Genomic DNA, 19,736 nt, shown 5'->3' with positions numbered 1-19,736 from the left:
GCCATCTGCCGCAAGCCGTCCACCATCGCGGCGTTACTGCGCCTGCACGAATCGAAACGATCGGCGAGAATGTCCGGTGTCCCGCGACCACGGCGGAACCGCACCGCGCATCCTGCCGTCCCGCCGGGATCGTCTCGACCCATCCCGCAGTTCAATCCCGTTACCTGCCGTTATCGGAGAGGAACATGGCACATCGCACCCTCGGTACATCCAGCATCCAGGTTTCGCCGCTCGCGTTCGGCGGCAACGTCTTCGGCTGGACCGTCGACGAGAACGCATCGTTCGCATTGCTCGACGCACTCGCCGACACCGGCATCAACTTCATCGACACGGCCGACGTCTATTCGGCCTGGGCGCCCGGCAACCAAGGCGGCGAATCGGAAACGATCATCGGCAAGTGGCTGAAGCGCTCCGGCAAGCGCGAGCAGGTCGTGATCGCGACCAAGGTCGGCATGCTCGGCACGCGCGCGGGGCTGTCGAAAGACAACATCCTGAAGGCCGCCGACGATTCGCTGCGCCGCCTGCAGACCGACTACATCGACCTGTATTTCTCGCACCGCGATCTGGCCGACACGGCCCCGCTCGAAGAAACGCTCGGCGCGTATCAAACGCTGATCGACGCGGGCAAGGTACGCATCCTCGGCGCGTCGAACTACAGCGGCGCGCGCCTGCGCGAAGCCGCCGCCATCAGCGCGCGCGACGGGCTACCCGCGTACCAGGTCATCCAGCCCGAATACAACCTGCTCAACCGCGCCGACTACGAACGCGATCTCGAGCCGGTCGTGCGCGACCTGAAGCTCGGCGTCGTCAACTACTACGCGCTCGCGAGCGGGTTCCTGTCGGGCAAGTACCGCAGCGAGGCCGACCTGAAGAAGAGCGTGCGCGGCGATCGCGTCGCCGGCTATCTGAACGAACGCGGCCTGCGCATCCTCGCCGCGCTCGACGCCGTATCGGCGAAGCACGGCACGCAGCCGGCCGCGATCGCGCTCGCATGGCAGATCGCGCGGCCGACGATCACCGCGCCGATCGCGAGCGCGACGTCGCTCGAGCAGCTCGCGCTGCTCGGCGAAGCGATCCGCGTCACGCTCGATCGGGACGACATCCGCCGGATCGACGAAGCCAGCGCGCCTTGAAGCCGCCGGCGGCAGGCCGACGGAATCGCACGGGCAGGCGGTTCCGCGGCTTGCCTGCGAGTCATGCAGGACGGATGGATACAATGGCGAGCATCCGATGGCCGCGGGGCTCGACCGGGCTTCTTCGCGCCGAATCAAAACCACACATAAAAACCGCCGATGAACCACCTTGCCCGCCGTTCCCGTTACGTCCGTCATGGCCGTCCGCTCGTCGCAACGATCGCCGCGCTGCTCGCCTGCGCACCGGCCGTATCCTTCGCGGGCTGGTACGAAGTCGCGAACTACATCGGCACGATCGGCAACGCGCCGGTGCACGTGTCCGTGCAGACCTACGACGCGATCAACCACAACGACGCGGGCCGCTGGCGCGTCGACGGCAGCTACTACTACGACGCGCATCGCAAACCGATCCCGTTGCGCGGCCACCGCGAGCCCGACGGCCGCCTGACGCTGTGCGAAGCGTCATCGCCCGCATCGAATGCCGACTCGCCGGTCGTGCCGGCCGCGGCGCCGTCACGGCCGAAGCCCTGCCCGATCGCGCTCGTCGTCGTCGGGAAAACGGCAACCGGCACGTGGGACGACGGCCGCAAGACGCTGCCGATCACGCTGAACGAAGTCGGCCGGCTGAACGACACCGATACGCAGCACCTGCAACTCGACGGCAGCGTCGATATCCCGATGTGGTATCGCACGAAGACGCACATGCTGGTCGGCGTCTACGCGCTGTCCGACAAGTGCGGCATCGCGATGCAGTCGCTGCGGGCCGTGAACATTGCGACGGGCCGCGTCGATCGCACGATCGCGCTCGACTGCGACGCGGGCATGGTGATGACGTCGATCTACGCGAATGTCGCCGACACGCAGCCGGCCGGCCACGTGAGCGTCGAGTTCCGCGGCGGCAAGATGGGCTACCAGCAGAACGTGTCGCTCGGGCTGCCGTCGTCTTCATCGAAGTCGAAGTAGGCCGGTCACGCTTACCCCAAAGCCGCATACGTGTCTTGACTCGCCCAGCCGCTTTCGTTGACCCGGACGGACATCGACCGCGCAATCGCCCGCCGCGCCCCGCTGCAAGCGCGTCACGCGCGTGCCCCGGGTCTTTCACGGATTGACCGCGGCGTTCGGCGTGCCCGAGACTGCCCCGCTCGGGCCGTCATCGGGAGAACGTCATGCCGGACACCAGCACGGAGATCGCCACGATCTCGACGCGCGCCGTACGCGGCGCCGAGCGCGTCGACTTCTGGGTCGACCATGTCGCGCGCACGCTCGTGCGGATCGAATGCAGCGGAAGGTCGTCCGAAGGGATCGATGCGTCGCTGCGCAAACGCGATCTCGGGTTGTTCCGAGCGTGCGACATCGTCGCGAACCGGCACGCGGTCGTGCGCACGCCGCACAACATCCACGCGGACCAGCGCGACGCCGTGTTCATCTGCGTGATGCACGAGGGGCACGGCTATACGTTCCAGGACGTCGACTGCATGCAGCACGGGCCCGGCGACCTCGTGCTGTACGACACGTCGATGCCGTACGGTCACGGCTTTCCCGCCGACATGGCGATGACCGTGCTCGACGTGCCGCGCGACGTATTCGAGGCGCGCGTCGGCCCGTGGCGCTACCGCAGCCTCGTCAAGATCGACCGCGGCGACGGCGTCGCGTCGTGGGCCGTGCGGCAGGTGGTTGCGCTGCTCGCCGCGCCGCCCGAGCCGACGCCCGACGCGCGCGAACGGCGCGCCGCCGCGATCCTCGACCTCGTGCAATCGATGCTGCGGCTGCACGACGGTGACGCGTCACCGACGAAGTCGACGGTCCACACGCTGTCGCGCGCGAAGGCGTTCATCGACAGCCATCTCGCCGACGACGACCTCGACAGCCGATTGGTCAGCCGTGCGATCAACCTGTCGCCGCGCCAGCTCGCGCGCATCTTCGAGATCGAGGGGATGCCGCTCACGCGCTACATTCTCGCGCGGCGGCTCGAACGCTGCCGCGCCGATCTGCGCGACCGATCGCTGAAGCACCTGACGGTCAGCGAGATCGCGTTCCGCTGGGGCTTCAACAACAGCGCGCACTTCAGCCGCAGCTATCGCGCGCGGTTCGGCGAGACGCCGAGCGACACGCGCGCGCCGGCCGGAGCGTGCTAGGGCGTGTTCACGCCCTAGGCCGATACTCGCCGCTGCCACCGCCACTCCCTGCGATGTCCCGGCGAGGCAAGCACGGCGTCCGCCTCGGTCAAATAGGGCCCCAACCTGCTCGCTAAGCTGGCTTCGTGCGCGGCGGCATCCGTTCCGCCGCCCGACAGCCAGGAGAAGAAGCGGGATGGAGACGTACGACCACATCGTCGTCGGCGGCGGGTCGGCCGGCTGCGCGGTTGCGCACCGGCTGGTGAAGGCCGGCCGGCGCGTGCTGCTGCTCGAGGACGGCCCGAAGGACGACAGCCTGTTCATCCGGATTCCGGCGACGTTCATCCGCGTGCTCGGCACGCAGCGCACGGTCACGTTCGAGAGCGAGCCGCAGCCGGGCGCGGCGGGACGCAAGACCTACGTGCCGCAAGGCCGCACGCTCGGCGGCGGCAGCTCGGTCAACGCGATGCTGTACGTGCGCGGCACGCGCGACGACTACGACGACTGGGCCGCGCTCGGCTGCACCGGCTGGGGTTGGGACGACGTGCTGCCCGTGTTCAAGCGCGCCGAATCGCATCTGCGGCTCTCGGAGCCGTACCACGGCACCGACGGGCCGTTGAAGGTCGGCGACACGCGCTTCCGGCATCCGCTGAGCCTCGCGTTCGTGAAGGCCGCGCAGGAAGCCGGCATCGCGTACAACGACGATTTCAACGGCGCCGCGCAGCATGGCGTCGGCTTCTATCACACGACGATCTTCGACGGGCAGCGCGGCAGCACCGCGGCCACCTATCTGGCCGACGTGATCGCCGATCCGAACCTGCGCGTGCTGACCGGCTGCCGCGTGACGCGCATCCGGTTCGACGGCCGCCGCGCGACCGGCGTCGAATGGCGCACCGCGAGCGGCGCGACGGGGTCGGCCGCCGCGCGCGCCGACGTCGTGCTCGCGGCCGGCGCACTGAGCACGCCGAAGCTGCTGATGCTGTCGGGCATCGGGCCCGGCGCGCATCTGCACGCACATGGCATCGACGTGCTGCACGACAGCCCGGAAGTCGGCGCGAACTACCAGGACCATCTTGAAGTGTCGATCTACGGCCGCAGCGATGCGCCCGTCAGCCTGCTGGGCGAGGATCGCGGGTGGAAGGCCCTGCGGCACGGGCTGCAATGGATGCTGTGCCGCTCGGGCCTGCTGACGTCGAACGTCGTCGAATCGGGCGCATTCGTCGACACGACAGGCAGCGGCCGCCCGGACATCCAGTTCCACGTGCTGCCGACGCTGGTCGGCGACGTCGATCGCGAACCGCTGCCCGGCCACGGCCTGTCGATCAATCCGTGCCTGCTCCGGCCGCGTTCGCGCGGCCGCGTGCAACTGCGCGGCAACGATCCGGCCGCGCCGATCCGCTTCGACAGCGGCGCGCTGTCCGATCCGGCCGACGTCGACGGCCTCGTGCGCGGCGTCGCGCTCGCGCGGCGGATCCTGCGCGCACCGTCGCTCGCGCGCATCGTCCGCGAAGCCGAGCCGCTGACCGATGCCACGCTCGCCGACTACGTGCGGCGTCGCGCGAAAACCGTCTATCACCCGGCCGGCACGTGCCGCATGGGCAGCGACGCGCACGCGGTCGTCACGCCGCGTCTCGCGGTGCAGGGCGTCGACGGATTGCGGATCTGCGATGCGTCGGTGATGCCGCGCATCGTGTCCGGCAACACGAACGCGCCGACGATCATGATCGCGGAGCGCTGTGCGGCGTTCATGCTGGCGGAGTGACGCGATGCGCGCTACATCGCCCCGAAAACGAAAGCGGCGCGTCATGCACGCGCCGCCGACGCCGAACCACCGGAAAACCGGCGTCAACTGCCTGGGTCACGCGCCGCATCGCGCAGCGCCATCGGCGACGCGCCATAGCGCTCGCGGATCGCGCGGCTGAAGTGTGCCTGGCTCGAAAATCCCCAGCGAAACGCGATCTCGCCGATGCTCGTCTTGCGCAGCCGTGCGTCGGTCAGCTCGCGGTGCGCGTGCGACAGCCGTTCCGACCAGATGTGCTGCGTGATCGATTCGCCTTCCGCCGCGAACAGGCGGCCCAGATGCCGCAGCGACAGCCCGACCGCATCGGCGACGGCTTGCGGCGCGAGCTCCGGCTCGCCGAGATGCGTCGCGATGTACTGCTTCGCGGTCAGCAGGTACGACAGCGACGCGCGCGATGTGCCCGCGCCGTTCACTTCCGTGTCGACGAGTTCCGCGATCAGCGTGCGCGTGTGCTCGGCGAACCGCGCGGCGTCGCGCTCGACCGGCGCCTTCATGAACCGCTCGACGCTCGCGCGCAACGTCGCGCCGAGCATCGCGCCCGCGCCCGGCTTCGGCGCGATCCGCAGCGGCAGCGCGGCCAGCGCCGCATCGAGGCGATCGTCGAACGTGGTGATCGGGATATCGATCAGCAGCTGCCGCATCGGCGTCAGGAATCCGAACAGATAGGGCACGCGCGTGTCGTAGACGACCACATCGCCGGCTTCCGCGAGCAGACACCGGTCGTGCTGGATGAAATAGGCGCGCCCGCTCACGATCTGGCACGCGAACAGCGACTCCTTCGGCAACTGGCGCACCAGCGCGGGGCTGCGTTCGATCACGTGGTCCTGCCCGCTGATGTCGGCGATGCCGAGGCCCGGCAGCGCGATGTCGGTCTTCTCGGCTTCGAGCCCGGCCGGCGACAGCGACGAGCAGCGCAGGCCGACCAGCGTCGCCGCGTTGAATGCATCCCAGTACGCCATCCTGTCGCGCGCCGGCACGTCGGCCGTCGAGCCTCGCGTGCATGAAAGAACGGTCGAATTCGTCACATCGCCTCCTGCGGGCGCCTGTCGTGCGGAGCGGCACGGATTGGGGGATGGTTCGTCTGGAATTTTGGTGCGCTGCAATGTCCGGCGCGGTCAAGCAATTCGTCCAGCCCAGTCAAGAGCGGCGCACACCGGCTGGCTAAAGTCGAGCCCACGACAACCCATACAAGGAGACAACCGTGGTCGACAAAGCCGTATCCGAATTCTGGCAAAACATCCCGGCGATTGCCAATCCGTTCAAGCCCGATGCGCTGCCCGAGGCCTACATCCCGAACGCAGCCACCGACGACGAGCGCTATTACGTTCCGTTCACCGAAACGGTTTCGTCGCGGCCGCTGTGGATCTCGCCGTCGCAGAACAAATGGTGCGACATCCTGATGGCGAAGGAAGCGGGGCTCGTGAACCGGCACTATCACCCGCACGAGGTGTTCGCGTACACGCTGTCGGGGAAATGGGGCTACCTGGAGCACGAATGGACCGCGACGCGCGGCGATTTCGTGTACGAGACGCCGGGCGAAGGCCACACGCTCGTCGCGTTCGATCACCCCGAGCCGATGCGCGCGTTCTTCATCGTCACGGGCCCGCTGATCTGGCTCGACGACGAAGGCAATCCCGACGGCTACTTCGACGTGCATTCGTACATCGCGATGTGCAAGGCGCATTACGAGAAGGTCGGCCTCGGCGCGCAAGCGATCGAGAAGCTGTTCCGCTGACGCGCGGCGAGGCTCACGATGACGTCCCCTTCCTTTTGCAGACCCGCCTTGACGTACGAGAACCGGCTGCTGCTGATCCTGTTCATGACGTTCGGCTTCGTGTTCTTCGACCGCCTCGCGCTGTCGTTTTTGTTCCCGTTCATGTCGGCCGAGTTGCACCTGACGAACACGCAGCTCGGCATGGTGTCGTCCGCGCTCGCGCTCACGTGGGCGCTGTCGGGCGCCGCCACCGGCGCGTGGTCCGACGCGCGCGGCACCCGCAAGCCGCTGCTGGTCGCGGCCGTGCTCGGCTTTTCCGTGTGCTCGGCGCTGTCGGGCCTCGTCGGCGGCTTCGCGAGCCTGATCGCATTTCGCGCGCTGATGGGCATCGCCGAAGGCCCCGTGCTGCCGCTGTCGCAATCGCTGATGGTCGAGAGTTCGACGCCGAGCCGCCGCGGGCTGAACATGGGCCTGCTGCAAGGCTCGGCCGCCGGCCTGCTCGGCGCGATGATCGGCCCGCCGGTCGTGATCGGCATCGCCACCGCGTACGGCTGGCGCGAGGCGTTCTACGTGTCATGCATCCCGGGCTTCCTGATCGCGTTCTGCATCCGGCGCTGGGTGCGCGAAGTACCGCCCGGCGGCGTGCGCCACACGCAGGCGGATACCACTGCAATACCGGCCGCAAGCGGCGCGGCGGTCAGCCGCTGGGCGCTGCTGAAGGAGCGCAACATCCTGCTGTGCGTGCTGATCAGTTGCTTCTTCCTCACGTGGTTCGTCGTGATCATCTCGTTCGCGCCGGTGTTCCTCGTCGAAAGCCGCCACCTGTCGCCGTCCGCCATGGGCGCCGTGATGACCTGCCTCGGCGCCGCGTGGGTGTTCTGGGGCTTCGCGGTGCCGGCGATCTCCGACCGGATCGGCCGCAAGCCGACGATGATCGTGTTCGCGCTGGTCGCGGCCGCGTGCCCGGTCGTGCTGATCCACGTCGGCTCGGTGTGGGCGCTCGGCGCACTCGTGTTCGCCACGTACACGGGGCTCGGCTGCTTCACGCTGTTCATGGCGACGATTCCGGCCGAAACGGTGCCGCCGCGCGCGATCGCGAGCGCGCTCGGGCTGATCATGGGCGCCGGCGAGCTGATCGGCGGCTTCGTCGCGCCGACCGTCGCCGGCTTCGCGGCGGACCGATACGGCCTGCAGTTCGCGATGTGGACGTCGGCTGCCGGCGCAATCCTCGCGTGCGTGCTGTCGTTCGGCCTCGTCGAAACCGCACCGGCCGTGCTGCGCAAGCGCGCGCTCGCAGGCGCTGCCGCAGGCCGTCTCGACACGCAGAACCTCGGAGGACGCTGACATGCGCGCACTTCAATGGCATGGCCCGCGCGACGTCCGTCTCGTGGAAATCGACACGCCGCGCGTCGGCCCCGGCGACGTGCGCATCGCGGTCGCGTATTGCGGCATCTGCGGCAGCGACCTGCACGAATACGCGGACGGCCCGCACGCGATTCCGGTCGATGCGCCGCATCCGCTGTCGCGCCGCACCGCGCCGCTGACGCTCGGCCACGAGTTCTGTGGAACCGTCGTCGAAGTCGGCGAACGCGTGACGACGCTGCGCGCGGGCGACCCCGTCGCGGTCGAGCCCGAGTATCGCTGCAGCCAGTGCGCGTACTGCCGCTCGGGGTCGTACAACCTGTGCGTGTCGATGGGCTTCGCCGGGCTGATGGGCGACGGCGGGATGGCCGACTTCGCGGTCGTGCCGGCCTACATGCTGCATCGCCTGCCGCACGGCGTGAGCCTCGAACAGGCCGCGGTGATGGAGCCGGCGGCCGTCGCGCTGCACGCGTTGCGGCGCGGCGAGCTGCGGCTCGGCGAAACCTGCGCGGTGTTCGGGCTCGGGCCGATCGGCCTGCTGCTGATCATGCTCGCGAAGCTGCAGGGCGCGGCGACGATCGTCGCCGTCGACGTATCGCCCGAACGGCTCGCGGCCGCCACACGCTTCGGCGCGACCCATGCGTTCGACGCGCGCGAGCTCGAAGCGTCCGCGTTGCAGGACGCGATTCGCGCGGCCACGGGCGGCCTCGGCGTCGATACGAGCTTCGAAGCGGCCGGCTTGCAGGCCACGTTCGAATCGGCGATGCGGGCATTGCGCAAGGGCGGTCGCGTCGTGATGGTCGGCCTGATGCCGCACGCCGGATTCGACGCGTTCCGCGCGGTCAACGACGAGTTGACCTTCACCGCGAGCGTCGGCTACCGGCATGCGTACGAAGACCTGCTGCGCATCGTCGCGTCGGGCGCGCTCGATCTCACGTCGATCGTCACGCGCACCGTCGCGCTCGAAGATGCCGTCGCCGACGGCTTCGACGCGCTGCTCGCCGACCGCACGCAGATCAAGATCCTCGTTTCACCCGCGCAGCGGCCGGCCCGCCGCGCCACCACCATCGGGAGTGTCGAGCATGAGTCGTCTGTGGACGTTTGAAGGGCAGTCCGTCGTCGTGACGGGCGGCACGTCGGGCATCGGCGCGCGCACCGCGCTGCGGTTCGCGCAGGCCGGCGCATCGGTCGTCGCATTCGGGCTCGACGCAACCGGCCCGCATGCGCCCGTGCATGCCGGCATCCGTTGCGTGGAACTCGACGTGGCCGACGGCGATGCACTGACGCGCACGATCGCCGCGCTGCCGCGGCTCGACGTGCTCGTCAACGGCGTCGGCATCAGCCGCCACGCGGACGAATACCGGATGGATCAGTTCGAGCACGTGCTGAACGTGAACCTGACGTCGGTGATGCGGGCATCGGACGCCGCGCGGCCCGCGCTGGCGACCAACGGCGGCAGCATCGTCAATATCGCGTCGATGTACACGTACTTCGGCAGCAAGGACCGGCCCGCGTACAGCGCGAGCAAGGGCGGCATCGCGCAGCTCACGCGTTCGCTCGCGCAAGCGTGGGCCGATCATGCGATCCGCGTGAACGCGGTCGCACCGGGCTGGATCGACACGCCGCTCAGCAGCGGGCTGATGGCCGACACGCTGGCATCGCGTCGCATCCTCGAGCGCACGCCGCTCGGGCGCTGGGGCACGGCCGACGAAGTCGCGGAAGTGATCCTGTTCCTGTGCTCGTCCGGCGCGTCGTTCGTCACCGGCGCGGTCGTGCCGGTGGACGGCGGGTATTCGACGGTCTAGCGCATGGCGCGCGGCGCATCGGAGGATCGACGAGGCCTGCTGATGCCCGTTGCGCGCCACGGCTTGCTTCGACTGTCGCTGAACCGGGTTCGCCCGGTTCATGTTTCTTCATATCAATCAGTAGTCCGACTAAAAATATTCCGGCTCGATCGGATCATGTGAGGAGCACTTTGGAGATGACGAAAAAGACCTTTCTGGCGGTCGCGGCCTGCGCACTTCCGGCGGCGGCGTTCGCCCAGAGCAGCGTGACGATGTTCGGGCTGATGGATACCGGCATCAGCTACGTCAGCAACCAGGGCGGCCACGGCGCCGCGAAATTCGACGACAACATCTTCTTTCCGAACCTGCTCGGCTTCGAGGGCAAGGAGGATCTCGGCGCGGGCACACGGGCGATCTTCCGGCTCGTGAACCAGTATTCGCTCGGCAACGGCTCGATCATCGGCGGCGGGCTGTTCGCGCGCACGGCCTACGTCGGGCTGCAGAACGACCGGTACGGCACGCTGACGCTCGGCAACCAGTACGAGTTCATGGTCGACGCGCTGGCCGCGAGCGGCAACGAGATCGCGCAGGATCTCGTCGGCCTGTACGGCTTTCGCAACGGGCCGTTCGACCGGCTCGCGCTGCCGAGCAACCCGACCGGCGCATTCGACTGGGACCGCGTCGCCGGCAGCAATCGCGTCGCGAATTCGGTCAAGTACACGAGCCCGTCGCTGTCGGGCCTGAGCTTCGGCGCGCTGTACGGCTTCGGCAACGTCGCGGGGTCGATCGGCGCGAACAACACGGTCAGCGTCGGCGCAAGCTACGATCACGGCCCGTTCGGCGCGGGCGCCGCCTATACGAACCAGAAATACGGCGCGGCCGACGGGCTGCCGCCCACCAGCGTGCGCAACTGGGGCGCGGGCGTGCACTACACGGTCGGCACGGTCACCGGGAAGGCGCTCTTCACGACCGTGCACAACGCGCGGAATGGCGCGCTCGCGTGGTCGGCGGAAGCCGGTGCCGCGTGGCGGCCGTCGCCGGCATGGGTGATCGGCGCGAGCTACACGTACATGAAAGGCAACGACACGCTCGAAAACGCGCACGCGCACCAGTTGCTCGCCGCCGTCCAGTACTGGCTGTCGAAGCGCACGATGGTGTATGTGGCCGGTGTGCATCAACGCGCGAGCCACGGCAGCAACGCGCAGATCAACGGCGTGATGGATGCGAACGGCGCGTCGAGCGGCGCGTTGCAGTCGATCGCGCGCATCGGCTTCAGTACGCGGTTCTGATGCGGCGCGGGTTGTCGGCGTTGGGCAGCCCGCGCCGTTCGCCGACCACAGGATTCCGCAGTCAAGGTCACAGAAACAGCAGCGCCGGATTCAGCGCCGTTTCGTCGCACGGCTGCGTGCGCCAACCCCGCTCCACCGGAACCGAATAAAGCCGTCGCGCGCCGAAACGCGGCCAGAAATGGCACAGCCCCGGCGCGATTACCTGCACCACGGACAAGCCGATGTCGGGCCGCGTCTTGTCGACGACGAGCACGTCCATCCCGGCCGCCGCGATGCGTCCGACACAATGCGCGATCGCCGCCGGCAACGACACGGCATCGGCCAGTTGCCACGTCGAATGCGTCGTGGCGGGCGTGCCTGCCGCCGGATACAGAAATCCGGTCGACGAAAGCTTGTCGCGATCCCATGGATCGGGCGCATCCGCCGCGATATCGAGCAACTGGTTGACCTCGGTCAGCGCCCGCTGCACCGCGATCCGGCCGTCCGGATGGCAACCGAAGCCAATCGAGAAACGCCCGTCCTGCAGATTTTCCGCGAGCGCGACCACGGTCGGCACCGCGAGATCGGTCGTGATGTCGAGCGCCCACACCCGCCATCCGAACGTCGCGTATTCGTGCACGAGCGCGTCGAAATACGGATCGTCGAAACTCGCGAGATCGATGCCGGGGCGTTCGATCCGGTTGTACCACCAAATCGCGACTGCATCGCGCTCGATCAATTCGAGCATGCCCTGCAGGATCGCCTCGTCGACGCTCGAGCCCGCCGCGCAGCCGTTCGGGTTGTGCACGCACACAGCCGCGGCCTGCGCACTGTCGGGCGTTTCCGCGTAGCAGTAGCTCAGCGGCACGAGACGGCGCCGGCCGGTCACGAGCGACCACGCAGGCGTCCAGTCGATCGCGTCGCACGACGTGAAGCGCGGCGGCACCTGCTTGCGGACATCGCGTGTCAATGCGTTGATCGCGTCGCGCGTGTCGAATTGCCGTTCGCTGAATTGCTGAAGATCGTTCACATGGATCGGCTCGGCGTCGCAAGCCGGATCGGCACGCAGGCTGTCGATGCTGCCGGTCACCGTCGCCTCGTCGCCCTGGTACACGCTGCTGAACCGTTCGAGCGCTTCGCACAGCGCACTCGTGCGAGCCTGCTCGTCGGTGCGGCCCTTGCCGGAGCAGAGCCTGTCGAACCGGTTGCCGTCCGGTACGGCAGCCGGGCACACGAGAAAACCCGATGCATAGACCTTGCGCAGGCCCGCGTGCCGCTTCGGCATCGGATGCAGATACGCGATTGCGCCGCTGACCGGCGAAATCAGATGCGCGTGGCGCGCGAACACCTGCTGCGGCTCGGCGGCCCGGTAGCCACCGTCGGCGCGCGCCAACGGCACCGACCCGGCGAGCCGCGGCGCACGCGCCGCCTGCTCGCGCATCCACGCGGGATTCCCGCAGCACGGGCATTGCGGTCGCCGGATCACGCGGTGCGGTTCGACGGCCAGCGTGTCGAGGCGATGCGCGACGATGTGCGTTTGCGCACGTTCCGCGATCGCGCGATTGACGGCGATCTGCTCGACCGTCGCGGCCAGGAGCGCCGCGGCCGCCGCGGCCCCCGCACGCGAGGTGGCCGGCGGCACATGCGTCGCGTCGCTGCCATGATGGCGCGCCAGCAGCGCCTCGACCGGCCGGTTGATGCGAATCCAGTAGCGCACGCATTCGATGCACGGCGCATCGGCGAGCGCGCCGACGCCACTGCCGTTACCGCTGCCGGCCAGCAACGGCCCGATCAGCGTCTGCACGCCGCCGGTCGCCACGACGAGCAGCGCACCGCCGCGCGCCGCCACGCGGGCGGCGCACGCGGCGAGATCGTCACGGTCGTGCGTATCGACGATCGCGACGGTCAGTTCGGCATCCTTCACGACGCCGATGCCGGCCGTGTCGAGTGCGCGCCGGAGCGCCGCGCCGTCCGCGCCGAACGTCTCCACCGCGACACGCAGTTGCGCCACGCGCGCGCACGCGGCGTCGCCGTCGAGCCCGGCGCGCTCGAAGAAACCGCGCGCCGCGTCGTCGCCGTGCGGCGGATCGGCGCGCACGTAGCCGCGCCGCACCAGATGGTCGAGCCGCGCGAGCACCTCCCATTCGCCGAACGTGCGGGCAAGCGACGTCACGATCTCGGCAGTCGTCATGCGCGCCCGCAGGCACGCGGCGATCCGCACGAAGATTGCGCCGGACAGCATCGCGCGCTTGAATTCGTCGACGACGAACAGGGTCTCGGGCCCGGCATCGAGCACGAGCAAATGCGGCTTGAAGCGCAATACGCGCGAGAGATCATCGAGCATCGTCGGGTTCCGTGCGACGGGGTCGGACAAACGTCGCGCGGCCCGGCAACCCTCCCGGGCCGCGCGACGGTGCGCGGGTCGGCCGCGCCCGGTCAGCAGCAGGTGAACAGGTAGCACGGCCCCGCGTCGCAGTAGGCCGCGAGCGCCACCGCCTCCTCGTCCAGGCGTGCCGGCTGCGCCGGTATGCCGACGGTCATCACGTTGCGTGGCAGGTTCCAGCTCCCGCCGCCTTTCCCGTCGCTCGTCCAGCCATGATCGGCGCCCGTCTTCTCGATGTCGATGTCGATGATCCACGGACACTGATAGCCGAAGTATTTCGCGAGCGTATCCAGCGGCCGGTCCAGCAATTCGGCCTTGAACGCCGGATCGCGCCACGAAAGCGCGATCGCACGCAGATAGACCTTCTGAAACTCCAGCATCGATTCGAGCGTCGGATTGGCGTTGTCCTTTGCCATGTCGGTTTCCCCGGAGTCATTCCATGATGGTGATGTGGTCCGCGTTGTACGCGGCCAGCGCCTGCGCGAACTGCGTCTCGTCGGCCGGCGCGGGCGGCAGGTACAGCGTCAGCTTGTTTTTCTGGCCGGCCGTCCAGTCGCCGTTGACGGTTGGCGTCCATTCCGACGATTTGACCTGCACCTTCAGGTCGAGCTTGAACGGAAAGTGATAGTCGAACTGCTCGCGCAACGCATGGACCGGATCGGCCTCGAGCTTGTCGAGAAACGCCGGCGAATGCCAGGCGAGGGCGATCGCCCGAATGACGGTCGCGCGGTATTCGAGAAACTGTTCGTACGTCGGCAATCGAAGATCCTTGCTCATCGGTCTGTTCTCCTGAATGACGGTTTGAACTGCTTACGGCAACGACTGCAACATCGCTTCGGCGAGCCTGGCGATCCGGCCCATGCCCGCCGTCCTTGCAATTTCGACTGCGCGCCGGCACGCGTCCAGCGCGGCCACCCCGCCGCAACGCGGATCGGCACGGCGCAAGTACTCGCTCCGCTTCAGCCACAGCTGGGCTTCGTAATACCGTTCCCCGCTCGAATCGCACCAGGCGAGACACGTCCCGATCTGCGCGAGCGCCGCGTCGTAGTCGCCGCGTTCGGCATCCAGCTCCGCAAGCAGCGACGCATAGTAAGTCAGCCCGAGCAGGCCGCCCGACTGCCGCTGCGCGTCGAGATGCGCGACGATGCCCGCGCGATCGCGTTGCGTCCACGCGTGAATGATCGCGGCGTAGTGCCCGACCGCGCGCAGCCGGTGCGCGTCCGCCAGCCGGAGAATCGCTTCCGACACGGATCGCGCCACATCGCGGTCGCCCGCAAGCTGATGCGTGCGCGCAAGGTACATCATCGTGACGCCGAGCGTCGGCAGATGATCGAGGCAGGTCGCGCAATACACGGCTTCGCGCGCCATCGCGAGCGACGGCTGGGGATCGTCGTCCATGCACCAGCGCACGCTGGCGAGCGACGCCATCGTCCACGCGCGCGTATCGAGCCCGAGGATGCGCCGGTGCCCCGCGTCGCGTCGCACGTCGTAGCCGGCCAGCACCGCGTCGAACGCGACACGGGCGCGCGCATAGTCGCCATCGACCCACAGGCTCATGCCGCGCATCGCGTCCGCCGCCACCTGCACGCCCGCATCGCCGCGCTCGGTCGCGAGCGTGTCGAGCCGCTTGCCGATCCGGCGCACGGTCGGGCGGTCACCGGCGACGTGGTAGCACGTCGACAGCGTCCACAACGCGCTGATCTCGAGTTCGGGATCGTCGAGCGTCTGCGTCTGCCGCAGCAACTGCTCCGCATGCTCGCGTACCTGCGGATCGGCCCAGCCGAATCGCGCCATCGTCGCGTGCGTCAACGTGGCGCGGATGCGCGCGCTGTCGTGCTCGCGCTGCGCGTGGTCGGCGGTGGCGAGCCAGTCGAACACGGCCTGCCCGTAGCGGATCGCGTCGTCGTATCGCGACCGTTCGAGCGCGCGACGCGCCGCGTCGATGCCGTGCGCGATCGCGTCCGCGCATGCGCCTGCCCGCGCGAAGTGCCCGGCGATGCCGAACGCATGCGCACCGGCGCCGCGATCGGCGTGCGCGAGCAGCGCGCGGCCGACACGCGCATGGTTGCCGCGCCGCACGGCAGGCGGCATCGATTCGTATGCGGCGTCGCGAATCAGCGCATGGCGAAACGCATAGAACACGCGATCGCGCCGATGTTGCGCATACACGATCCGTTCTTCGAGCAGGAGCCGCAGATGGACGTCGAGTGTGGCCCGGTCGTGCGGCGACGCATCGGCGAGCAGTTGCGCATCCACTTCGAGCCCGATGGTCGCGGCGAGCTGCGCGGTACCGCGCGCATCGTCGAGCCGGTCGAACGCCAGACCGAGCATGCCGCCGAGACTGAGCGGCAACGGATACGGGTCCGTTGCCGATGGCTCGATGAGCAGACCATCCGCGCCGCTCACCGCCAGTTCGCGCGCGACGGCCTCGATGAACAGCGGGATGCCCGCCGTGCGATCGGCGAGCCGGTCGAGCCACGCCGGATCGGCCGCGCCCGGGCCCAGATGCGCCGACATCAGGCGCTGCGCGTCGTCGCGCGGCAGGCGGCGCAGCACCACGCGGTCGGTCGCGCCGCGCCAGCGCGCGAGCTTGTCGGGGCGCGACGTGAGCACGATGCACAGTGCCACTGCGCGCGGCGAGCGGTGCAGATACGCGAGAAAATCCTCGGTCGAGCGATCGAGCCACTGAACGTCCTCGATCACGAGCAGCACCGGCGCGCCGTTGCCGAGCGACACGATCAGTTGTTCGAGGACGTCGAACAGTGCGTGCTGCTCGCGCGCGCTCGACCACAGCAGCCCATTCGCATCGCAGGGCAGCCCGAGCCAAGTCGCGAGCGCGACACGCGCCGCCGCATGATCGCAATCGAGCGGCGCGATCATCGCGTCGATCGCCGCGAGCGCCATGCCGGGCGCGCGCTCGGCATCGACATGCCAGTGCGCGGCGATGAACCTCAGGATCGGGAACAACGCATGATTCTCGCGTTCGGGCAGGCACCCGCACTGCGCGAACGCGTGGCCGCGTGTCCGCACGGCCTCGCACAGCTCGTGCACGAGCCGCGACTTGCCGAAGCCCGCGTCGCCGACGACGAGCCTCGGCACACCGAGCGGTACCGGCTCGCCGCGCGCCGCGCGGCGATGCCGCCCATGCGTGTCCTGCCACGCGCGCAGCAGTGCGTCGAGCTCGCGTGCGCGGCCGACCATGGGCGTCCGCCTGTCGGCATCGAGCGAATCGAACGGCGTATCGGCATGCCGCTCGCCGAGCAATTCATGAACCGGCTGCGACACGAGGCCCGCCCGCGCCAGCCGCAACGCGGTCGGCCGGGCATCGGCATGCCGTTCGAGCACGAGCCGCGCATCGTCGCTGATCAGGATCTGTCCGGGGCCTGCCAGCCGGAGCAGCCGCGACGCCGCGGCGGCCGTCGATACGCCCGACATGTGCGACGCATGCGCGAGCACCCGCCCGACATGAATCGCGGCCGCCACTTCGACCCGCCAACCTTCTGCCGCGCCGGCCGCATGCCCGCCGGCAGCCGTCAGCGCCGGCAACCGCGCGCGCTCGGCCACGCGCACCATGTCGAGCGCCGCCCGCGCCGCACGGCGGGCGGGCCGGTCAATGTCGCCCTGCAGACCGAAATGAAACAGCAGCGTGTCGCCGAGCTGTCCGCCCGCATGCGCGCCATACCCGACCGCGATATCGGCGCACTTCGTCAGCCACTGCTCCTCGTAGCCGTCGAGCGCGATGCCGTGCTCGGTTCCGGCATGGCGTTCGCGGCCCTCTCCGGCAATCGTCACGCAGCAGCACAGCGTGGTGATCTGCCGATACTCGCCCGCCTCGACGATCGTTTCGCCGCGCGGCGCGAGCGGGCGCGAGCGCGTCTGCCGGCCGGCGCGAGCGGTGTCGAACTGGCCGACGAGCGCGGCGAAGTTGAGCGCACGAAACCGCGCCGCGAGCGCCTCGGCCGACGCGGCGCGCTGGCGCGGATTCTTGTTCAGCGCATCCCGCAATACCGCGCCGAGCGGAAGCGACGCGATCGACGGCGGAAGCGCGACATCCACCGGGCTCAGTTGTCGATAGACGATCTCGGCCACACTGGCGCCCTGCATGACCACCTCGCCCGTCAGGCATTCGATCACGATCAGGCCCCACGCATACAGATCGCTGGCGGGCGTCGGCGGCTCGTTGCGCAATTGCTCCGGCGCGCAGTAAGGTGGCGAGCCGAGCACCTCGGTCGCGAGCGTCGCCGTCTCGCGCGCGATGTCTTCGGCACCGGGCAGCAATGCACCGATGCCGAAATCGAGCAGCTTCGCGTGCGGCCCGTCGTCGGCCATCGCGATCACGATGTTCTGCGGCTTCAGATCGCGATGCACGATGCCGCGCCGATGGGCGGCCGCGAGCGCGTCGAGCACCTCCGTCATCAGCCGCCCGGTATCGACGGCCGACAGCGGCCCGTCCACCGCGAGCCGGTCGCGCACCGTCCGGCCTTCGACCAGTTCGAATACGGCGAACAGCCGCCCGTCCGGCGCTTCCCCCTGGTCCAGCAGCGCCACGATGTTCGGATGCCGCAGCGCCTCGCACAGGCTCGTCTCGCGCCTGAAGCGCGCGCGCCGGCGCATGCGCTCCGGCGCGATCAGCGCGGCGTCGTCGCGCATCAGCTTGATCGCGACGGCTTGCCCCGTCTCGTCGCAGGTCGCGCGAAACACCACACCGTTGCCGCCTTCGCCGAGCAGCGCGCCGAGCCGGTAATGCCATTTACCGGCAAGCGTCGCGAAAGGCACCGCGTGCCGCTGCGGTTCACGCGCGAGTGGTCCCGCCGCGGTGCGGGGTGCGCTCGTCAGCACGGCCGGTTCTCCCGCGTTCACGAGCACTGGACGACCGGGGCCGGCACCGCGCGCGGCAGGCCGATACGCGGCCCGACGGCCGGCACCGACTCGCATTCGAGATGCTCGCCGCGCATGATCCGGAACGGAACATCGCCGAAGCGGACGCTGCCGCGCCGACGCTCGACGAGCTGGCTCGCGCCCAGCCCGGGCAGCGCCGCGAACTGGCTTCGGGCGCGATGAATCTGCACGTTGACATGGGACGCGTCGATGCCGAGCATGCGCGCGAGCCGGTCGAGTTCGATCCATCCCTGCGTGGCGGCGTCGTACCCGGCCTGCATGTCGGCCGAGCGGGCGCGGGCAAGCGTGACGAGACCATAGTGATGGGCGCGCTCGCCGAGGTCGACCACGCCGCCGCGGACATGCAGCAGCATGCGCACGTGCTCCTCGTTCCGGCTGACGAAGAATTCGAGCAATTGCGCCGGCACGGCCGGATCGGCGCGGGCGGCGAGCATCACCGTCGAGCCGTGGCGCGCGAGGGCGAGGCGCCATGCGAAGTCGCCGGTCGACACTTCGTCACCGTCATGGAGCGCGCGCGGCGGCAATGTGTCGTCGCATAGCCATTCGCCGGCCGGCGAACGGACGATCGTGACCGGCTGCGCGGCGGGGGGCGGCAGGATCTGGCGCGGCGCGAGCACGATCGGCGCGGCGGCGCCGCGTATCGGCCACAGTGTATCGGCCGGATCGTCGAGCGACTCGACGCGCCACGGCGCGACGCCGGCCCTGCCGAAGCGGATCACGTCGCCCCGCTGCAGCACCGCATGCTCGCCGTCGCGCAGCGATACGCCCGATACCGATGTGCCGTTGCTGCTGTGATCGTGGAGCTCCCAGCACCCGCCGATCCAGCGGATATGGGCATGGACGCGGGACACCGAGCCGTCCCGGATGACCGTGTCGCAGCGTGCGTCGTCGCGACCGAACACGTGATACGCGCGGAGCAGGCATGCTTCTCCGGACGCGTCTTTCTTGAGTATCGCCATGGCCGCCCCGTGTCGGATTCGCCCGGCTCGTTCGAGTGACGCATCGACGCTGCCGGACAAGCGATTGATTCAATGATCGCGAACGGTGCCGCCCGTTCGCCGTCTCGTTACCTGTTTTTCTAGCCAGCTTCCCTGCCACGGGGTGCCAAGCGTCGCGCGTTATTTCGGTAAATTGAATTGTCGACCGCTTTGTTGTTTTAAAATCGTGCCCCTCGATGAAAATCCTGCCAAATAAAATCACGCGTCGCAATCGGAATTCGCGGATCATGGTTTTATATTGCAATACTTTACATTTTCGATGAATTTTCGGGGTGTGAAT

15 protein-coding genes are annotated in these 19,736 nt (G+C 68.9%); 9 read left to right on the top strand and 6 right to left on the bottom strand.

Translation table 11 applies throughout. The features are described 5' to 3' along the window. Positions 1-185 precede the first annotated feature (185 nt). The 4 genes from GJG85_RS25655 (at position 186) to GJG85_RS25640 (ending at position 5,009) form a co-directional block, all read left to right on the top strand. On the top strand, positions 186-1,133 hold the full coding sequence (locus GJG85_RS25655; RefSeq protein WP_050017195.1) for an aldo/keto reductase: 948 nt from the start codon (positions 186-188) through the stop codon (positions 1,131-1,133). 159 nt (positions 1,134-1,292) lie between these two features. Continuing rightward, on the top strand, positions 1,293-2,096 hold the full coding sequence (locus GJG85_RS25650) for a hypothetical protein (RefSeq protein WP_050017196.1): 804 nt from the start codon (positions 1,293-1,295) through the stop codon (positions 2,094-2,096). Between the two features lie 203 nt (positions 2,097-2,299). Further along, a complete protein-coding gene (locus GJG85_RS25645; RefSeq protein WP_050017197.1) occupies positions 2,300-3,268 on the top strand; it encodes a helix-turn-helix domain-containing protein in 969 nt (322 codons plus the stop codon). A 175-nt stretch (positions 3,269-3,443) separates the two neighbouring features. Further along, on the top strand, positions 3,444-5,009 hold the full coding sequence (locus GJG85_RS25640) for a GMC family oxidoreductase N-terminal domain-containing protein (protein ID WP_050017198.1): 1,566 nt from the start codon (positions 3,444-3,446) through the stop codon (positions 5,007-5,009). An 83-nt stretch (positions 5,010-5,092) separates the two neighbouring features. Here the strand turns inward: GJG85_RS25640 and GJG85_RS25635 are convergent, their stop codons facing one another. Continuing rightward, positions 5,093-6,073 carry a helix-turn-helix domain-containing protein gene (locus GJG85_RS25635; RefSeq protein WP_204383971.1) on the bottom strand — a complete coding sequence of 327 codons (981 nt, stop codon included), beginning with the start codon at positions 6,071-6,073 and terminating at the stop codon, positions 5,093-5,095. Between the two features lie 176 nt (positions 6,074-6,249). Between GJG85_RS25635 and GJG85_RS25630 the strand changes: the two genes are divergently transcribed. The 5 genes from GJG85_RS25630 (at position 6,250) to GJG85_RS25610 (ending at position 11,197) form a co-directional block, all read left to right on the top strand. Then, complete coding sequence (locus GJG85_RS25630) at positions 6,250-6,783, top strand: 2,4'-dihydroxyacetophenone dioxygenase family protein (RefSeq protein ID WP_050017200.1); 534 nt, start codon at positions 6,250-6,252, stop codon at positions 6,781-6,783. An 18-nt stretch (positions 6,784-6,801) separates the two neighbouring features. Next, positions 6,802-8,106 carry an MFS transporter gene (locus GJG85_RS25625; RefSeq protein ID WP_204383969.1) on the top strand — a complete coding sequence of 435 codons (1,305 nt, stop codon included), beginning with the start codon at positions 6,802-6,804 and terminating at the stop codon, positions 8,104-8,106. 1 nt (position 8,107) lies between these two features. Beyond that, entirely contained in the window at positions 8,108-9,229 is a 1,122-nt protein-coding gene (locus tag GJG85_RS25620; protein ID WP_204383967.1) for a 2,3-butanediol dehydrogenase, read from the top strand. After that, positions 9,207-9,929 (top strand): SDR family oxidoreductase, encoded by a 723-nt coding sequence (locus GJG85_RS25615; RefSeq protein WP_050017203.1) that lies wholly within the window; start codon positions 9,207-9,209, stop codon positions 9,927-9,929. Before GJG85_RS25620 ends, GJG85_RS25615 begins: the two co-directional genes overlap by 23 nt. A gap of 176 nt (positions 9,930-10,105) precedes the next feature. Then, complete coding sequence (locus GJG85_RS25610) at positions 10,106-11,197, top strand: porin (protein ID WP_204383965.1); 1,092 nt, start codon at positions 10,106-10,108, stop codon at positions 11,195-11,197. Between the two features lie 67 nt (positions 11,198-11,264). On the opposite strand, the gene GJG85_RS25605 is transcribed toward GJG85_RS25610, so the two are convergent. From GJG85_RS25605 to GJG85_RS25585, 5 genes are all read right to left on the bottom strand, one after another. Then, the gene (locus tag GJG85_RS25605) at positions 11,265-13,520 is read right to left on the bottom strand and encodes a TOMM precursor leader peptide-binding protein (RefSeq protein WP_204383963.1); all 2,256 of its coding nucleotides are present in this window, start codon (positions 13,518-13,520) and stop codon (positions 11,265-11,267) included. 92 nt (positions 13,521-13,612) lie between these two features. Next, on the bottom strand, positions 13,613-13,975 hold the full coding sequence (locus GJG85_RS25600; protein ID WP_204383961.1) for a BMA_0021/BMA_0022 family TOMM bacteriocin: 363 nt from the start codon (positions 13,973-13,975) through the stop codon (positions 13,613-13,615). Between the two features lie 16 nt (positions 13,976-13,991). Next, positions 13,992-14,336, bottom strand: coding sequence for a BMA_0021/BMA_0022 family TOMM bacteriocin (locus GJG85_RS25595; RefSeq protein ID WP_050017207.1), 345 nt, complete (start codon positions 14,334-14,336; stop codon positions 13,992-13,994). 33 nt (positions 14,337-14,369) lie between these two features. Further along, entirely contained in the window at positions 14,370-18,419 is a 4,050-nt protein-coding gene (locus tag GJG85_RS25590; RefSeq protein WP_204383959.1) for a TOMM system kinase/cyclase fusion protein, read from the bottom strand. Beyond that, a complete protein-coding gene (locus tag GJG85_RS25585) occupies positions 18,416-19,417 on the bottom strand; it encodes an FHA domain-containing protein (RefSeq protein WP_050017208.1) in 1,002 nt (333 codons plus the stop codon). The genes GJG85_RS25590 and GJG85_RS25585 overlap by 4 nt, the downstream gene beginning before the upstream one ends. Between the last annotated feature and the right edge of the window lie 319 nt (positions 19,418-19,736).

The sequence above is a fragment of the Burkholderia sp. MS389 genome (genome assembly GCF_016899425.1).
GTDB lineage: Bacteria > Pseudomonadota > Gammaproteobacteria > Burkholderiales > Burkholderiaceae > Burkholderia > Burkholderia sola.
This window is presented reverse-complemented; position numbering and strand designations above follow the sequence as displayed.

Bases quoted from the DNA above. Each gene is read 5' to 3' on its own strand.
- GJG85_RS25655 (WP_050017195.1), top strand. From the start codon at position 186: ATGGCACATCGCACCCTCGGTACATCCAGCATCCAGGTTTCGCCGCTC.
- GJG85_RS25650 (WP_050017196.1), top strand. From the start codon at position 1,293: ATGAACCACCTTGCCCGCCGTTCCCGTTACGTCCGTCATGGCCGTCCG.
- GJG85_RS25645 (WP_050017197.1), top strand. From the start codon at position 2,300: ATGCCGGACACCAGCACGGAGATCGCCACGATCTCGACGCGCGCCGTA.
- GJG85_RS25640 (WP_050017198.1), top strand. From the start codon at position 3,444: ATGGAGACGTACGACCACATCGTCGTCGGCGGCGGGTCGGCCGGCTGC.
- GJG85_RS25625 (WP_204383969.1), top strand. From the start codon at position 6,802: ATGACGTCCCCTTCCTTTTGCAGACCCGCCTTGACGTACGAGAACCGG.
- GJG85_RS25620 (WP_204383967.1), top strand. From the start codon at position 8,108: ATGCGCGCACTTCAATGGCATGGCCCGCGCGACGTCCGTCTCGTGGAA.
- GJG85_RS25615 (WP_050017203.1), top strand. From the start codon at position 9,207: ATGAGTCGTCTGTGGACGTTTGAAGGGCAGTCCGTCGTCGTGACGGGC.
- GJG85_RS25610 (WP_204383965.1), top strand. From the start codon at position 10,106: ATGACGAAAAAGACCTTTCTGGCGGTCGCGGCCTGCGCACTTCCGGCG.
- GJG85_RS25605 (WP_204383963.1), bottom strand. From the start codon at position 13,520: ATGCTCGATGATCTCTCGCGCGTATTGCGCTTCAAGCCGCATTTGCTC.
- GJG85_RS25600 (WP_204383961.1), bottom strand. From the start codon at position 13,975: ATGGCAAAGGACAACGCCAATCCGACGCTCGAATCGATGCTGGAGTTT.
- GJG85_RS25595 (WP_050017207.1), bottom strand. From the start codon at position 14,336: ATGAGCAAGGATCTTCGATTGCCGACGTACGAACAGTTTCTCGAATAC.
- GJG85_RS25585 (WP_050017208.1), bottom strand. From the start codon at position 19,417: ATGGCGATACTCAAGAAAGACGCGTCCGGAGAAGCATGCCTGCTCCGC.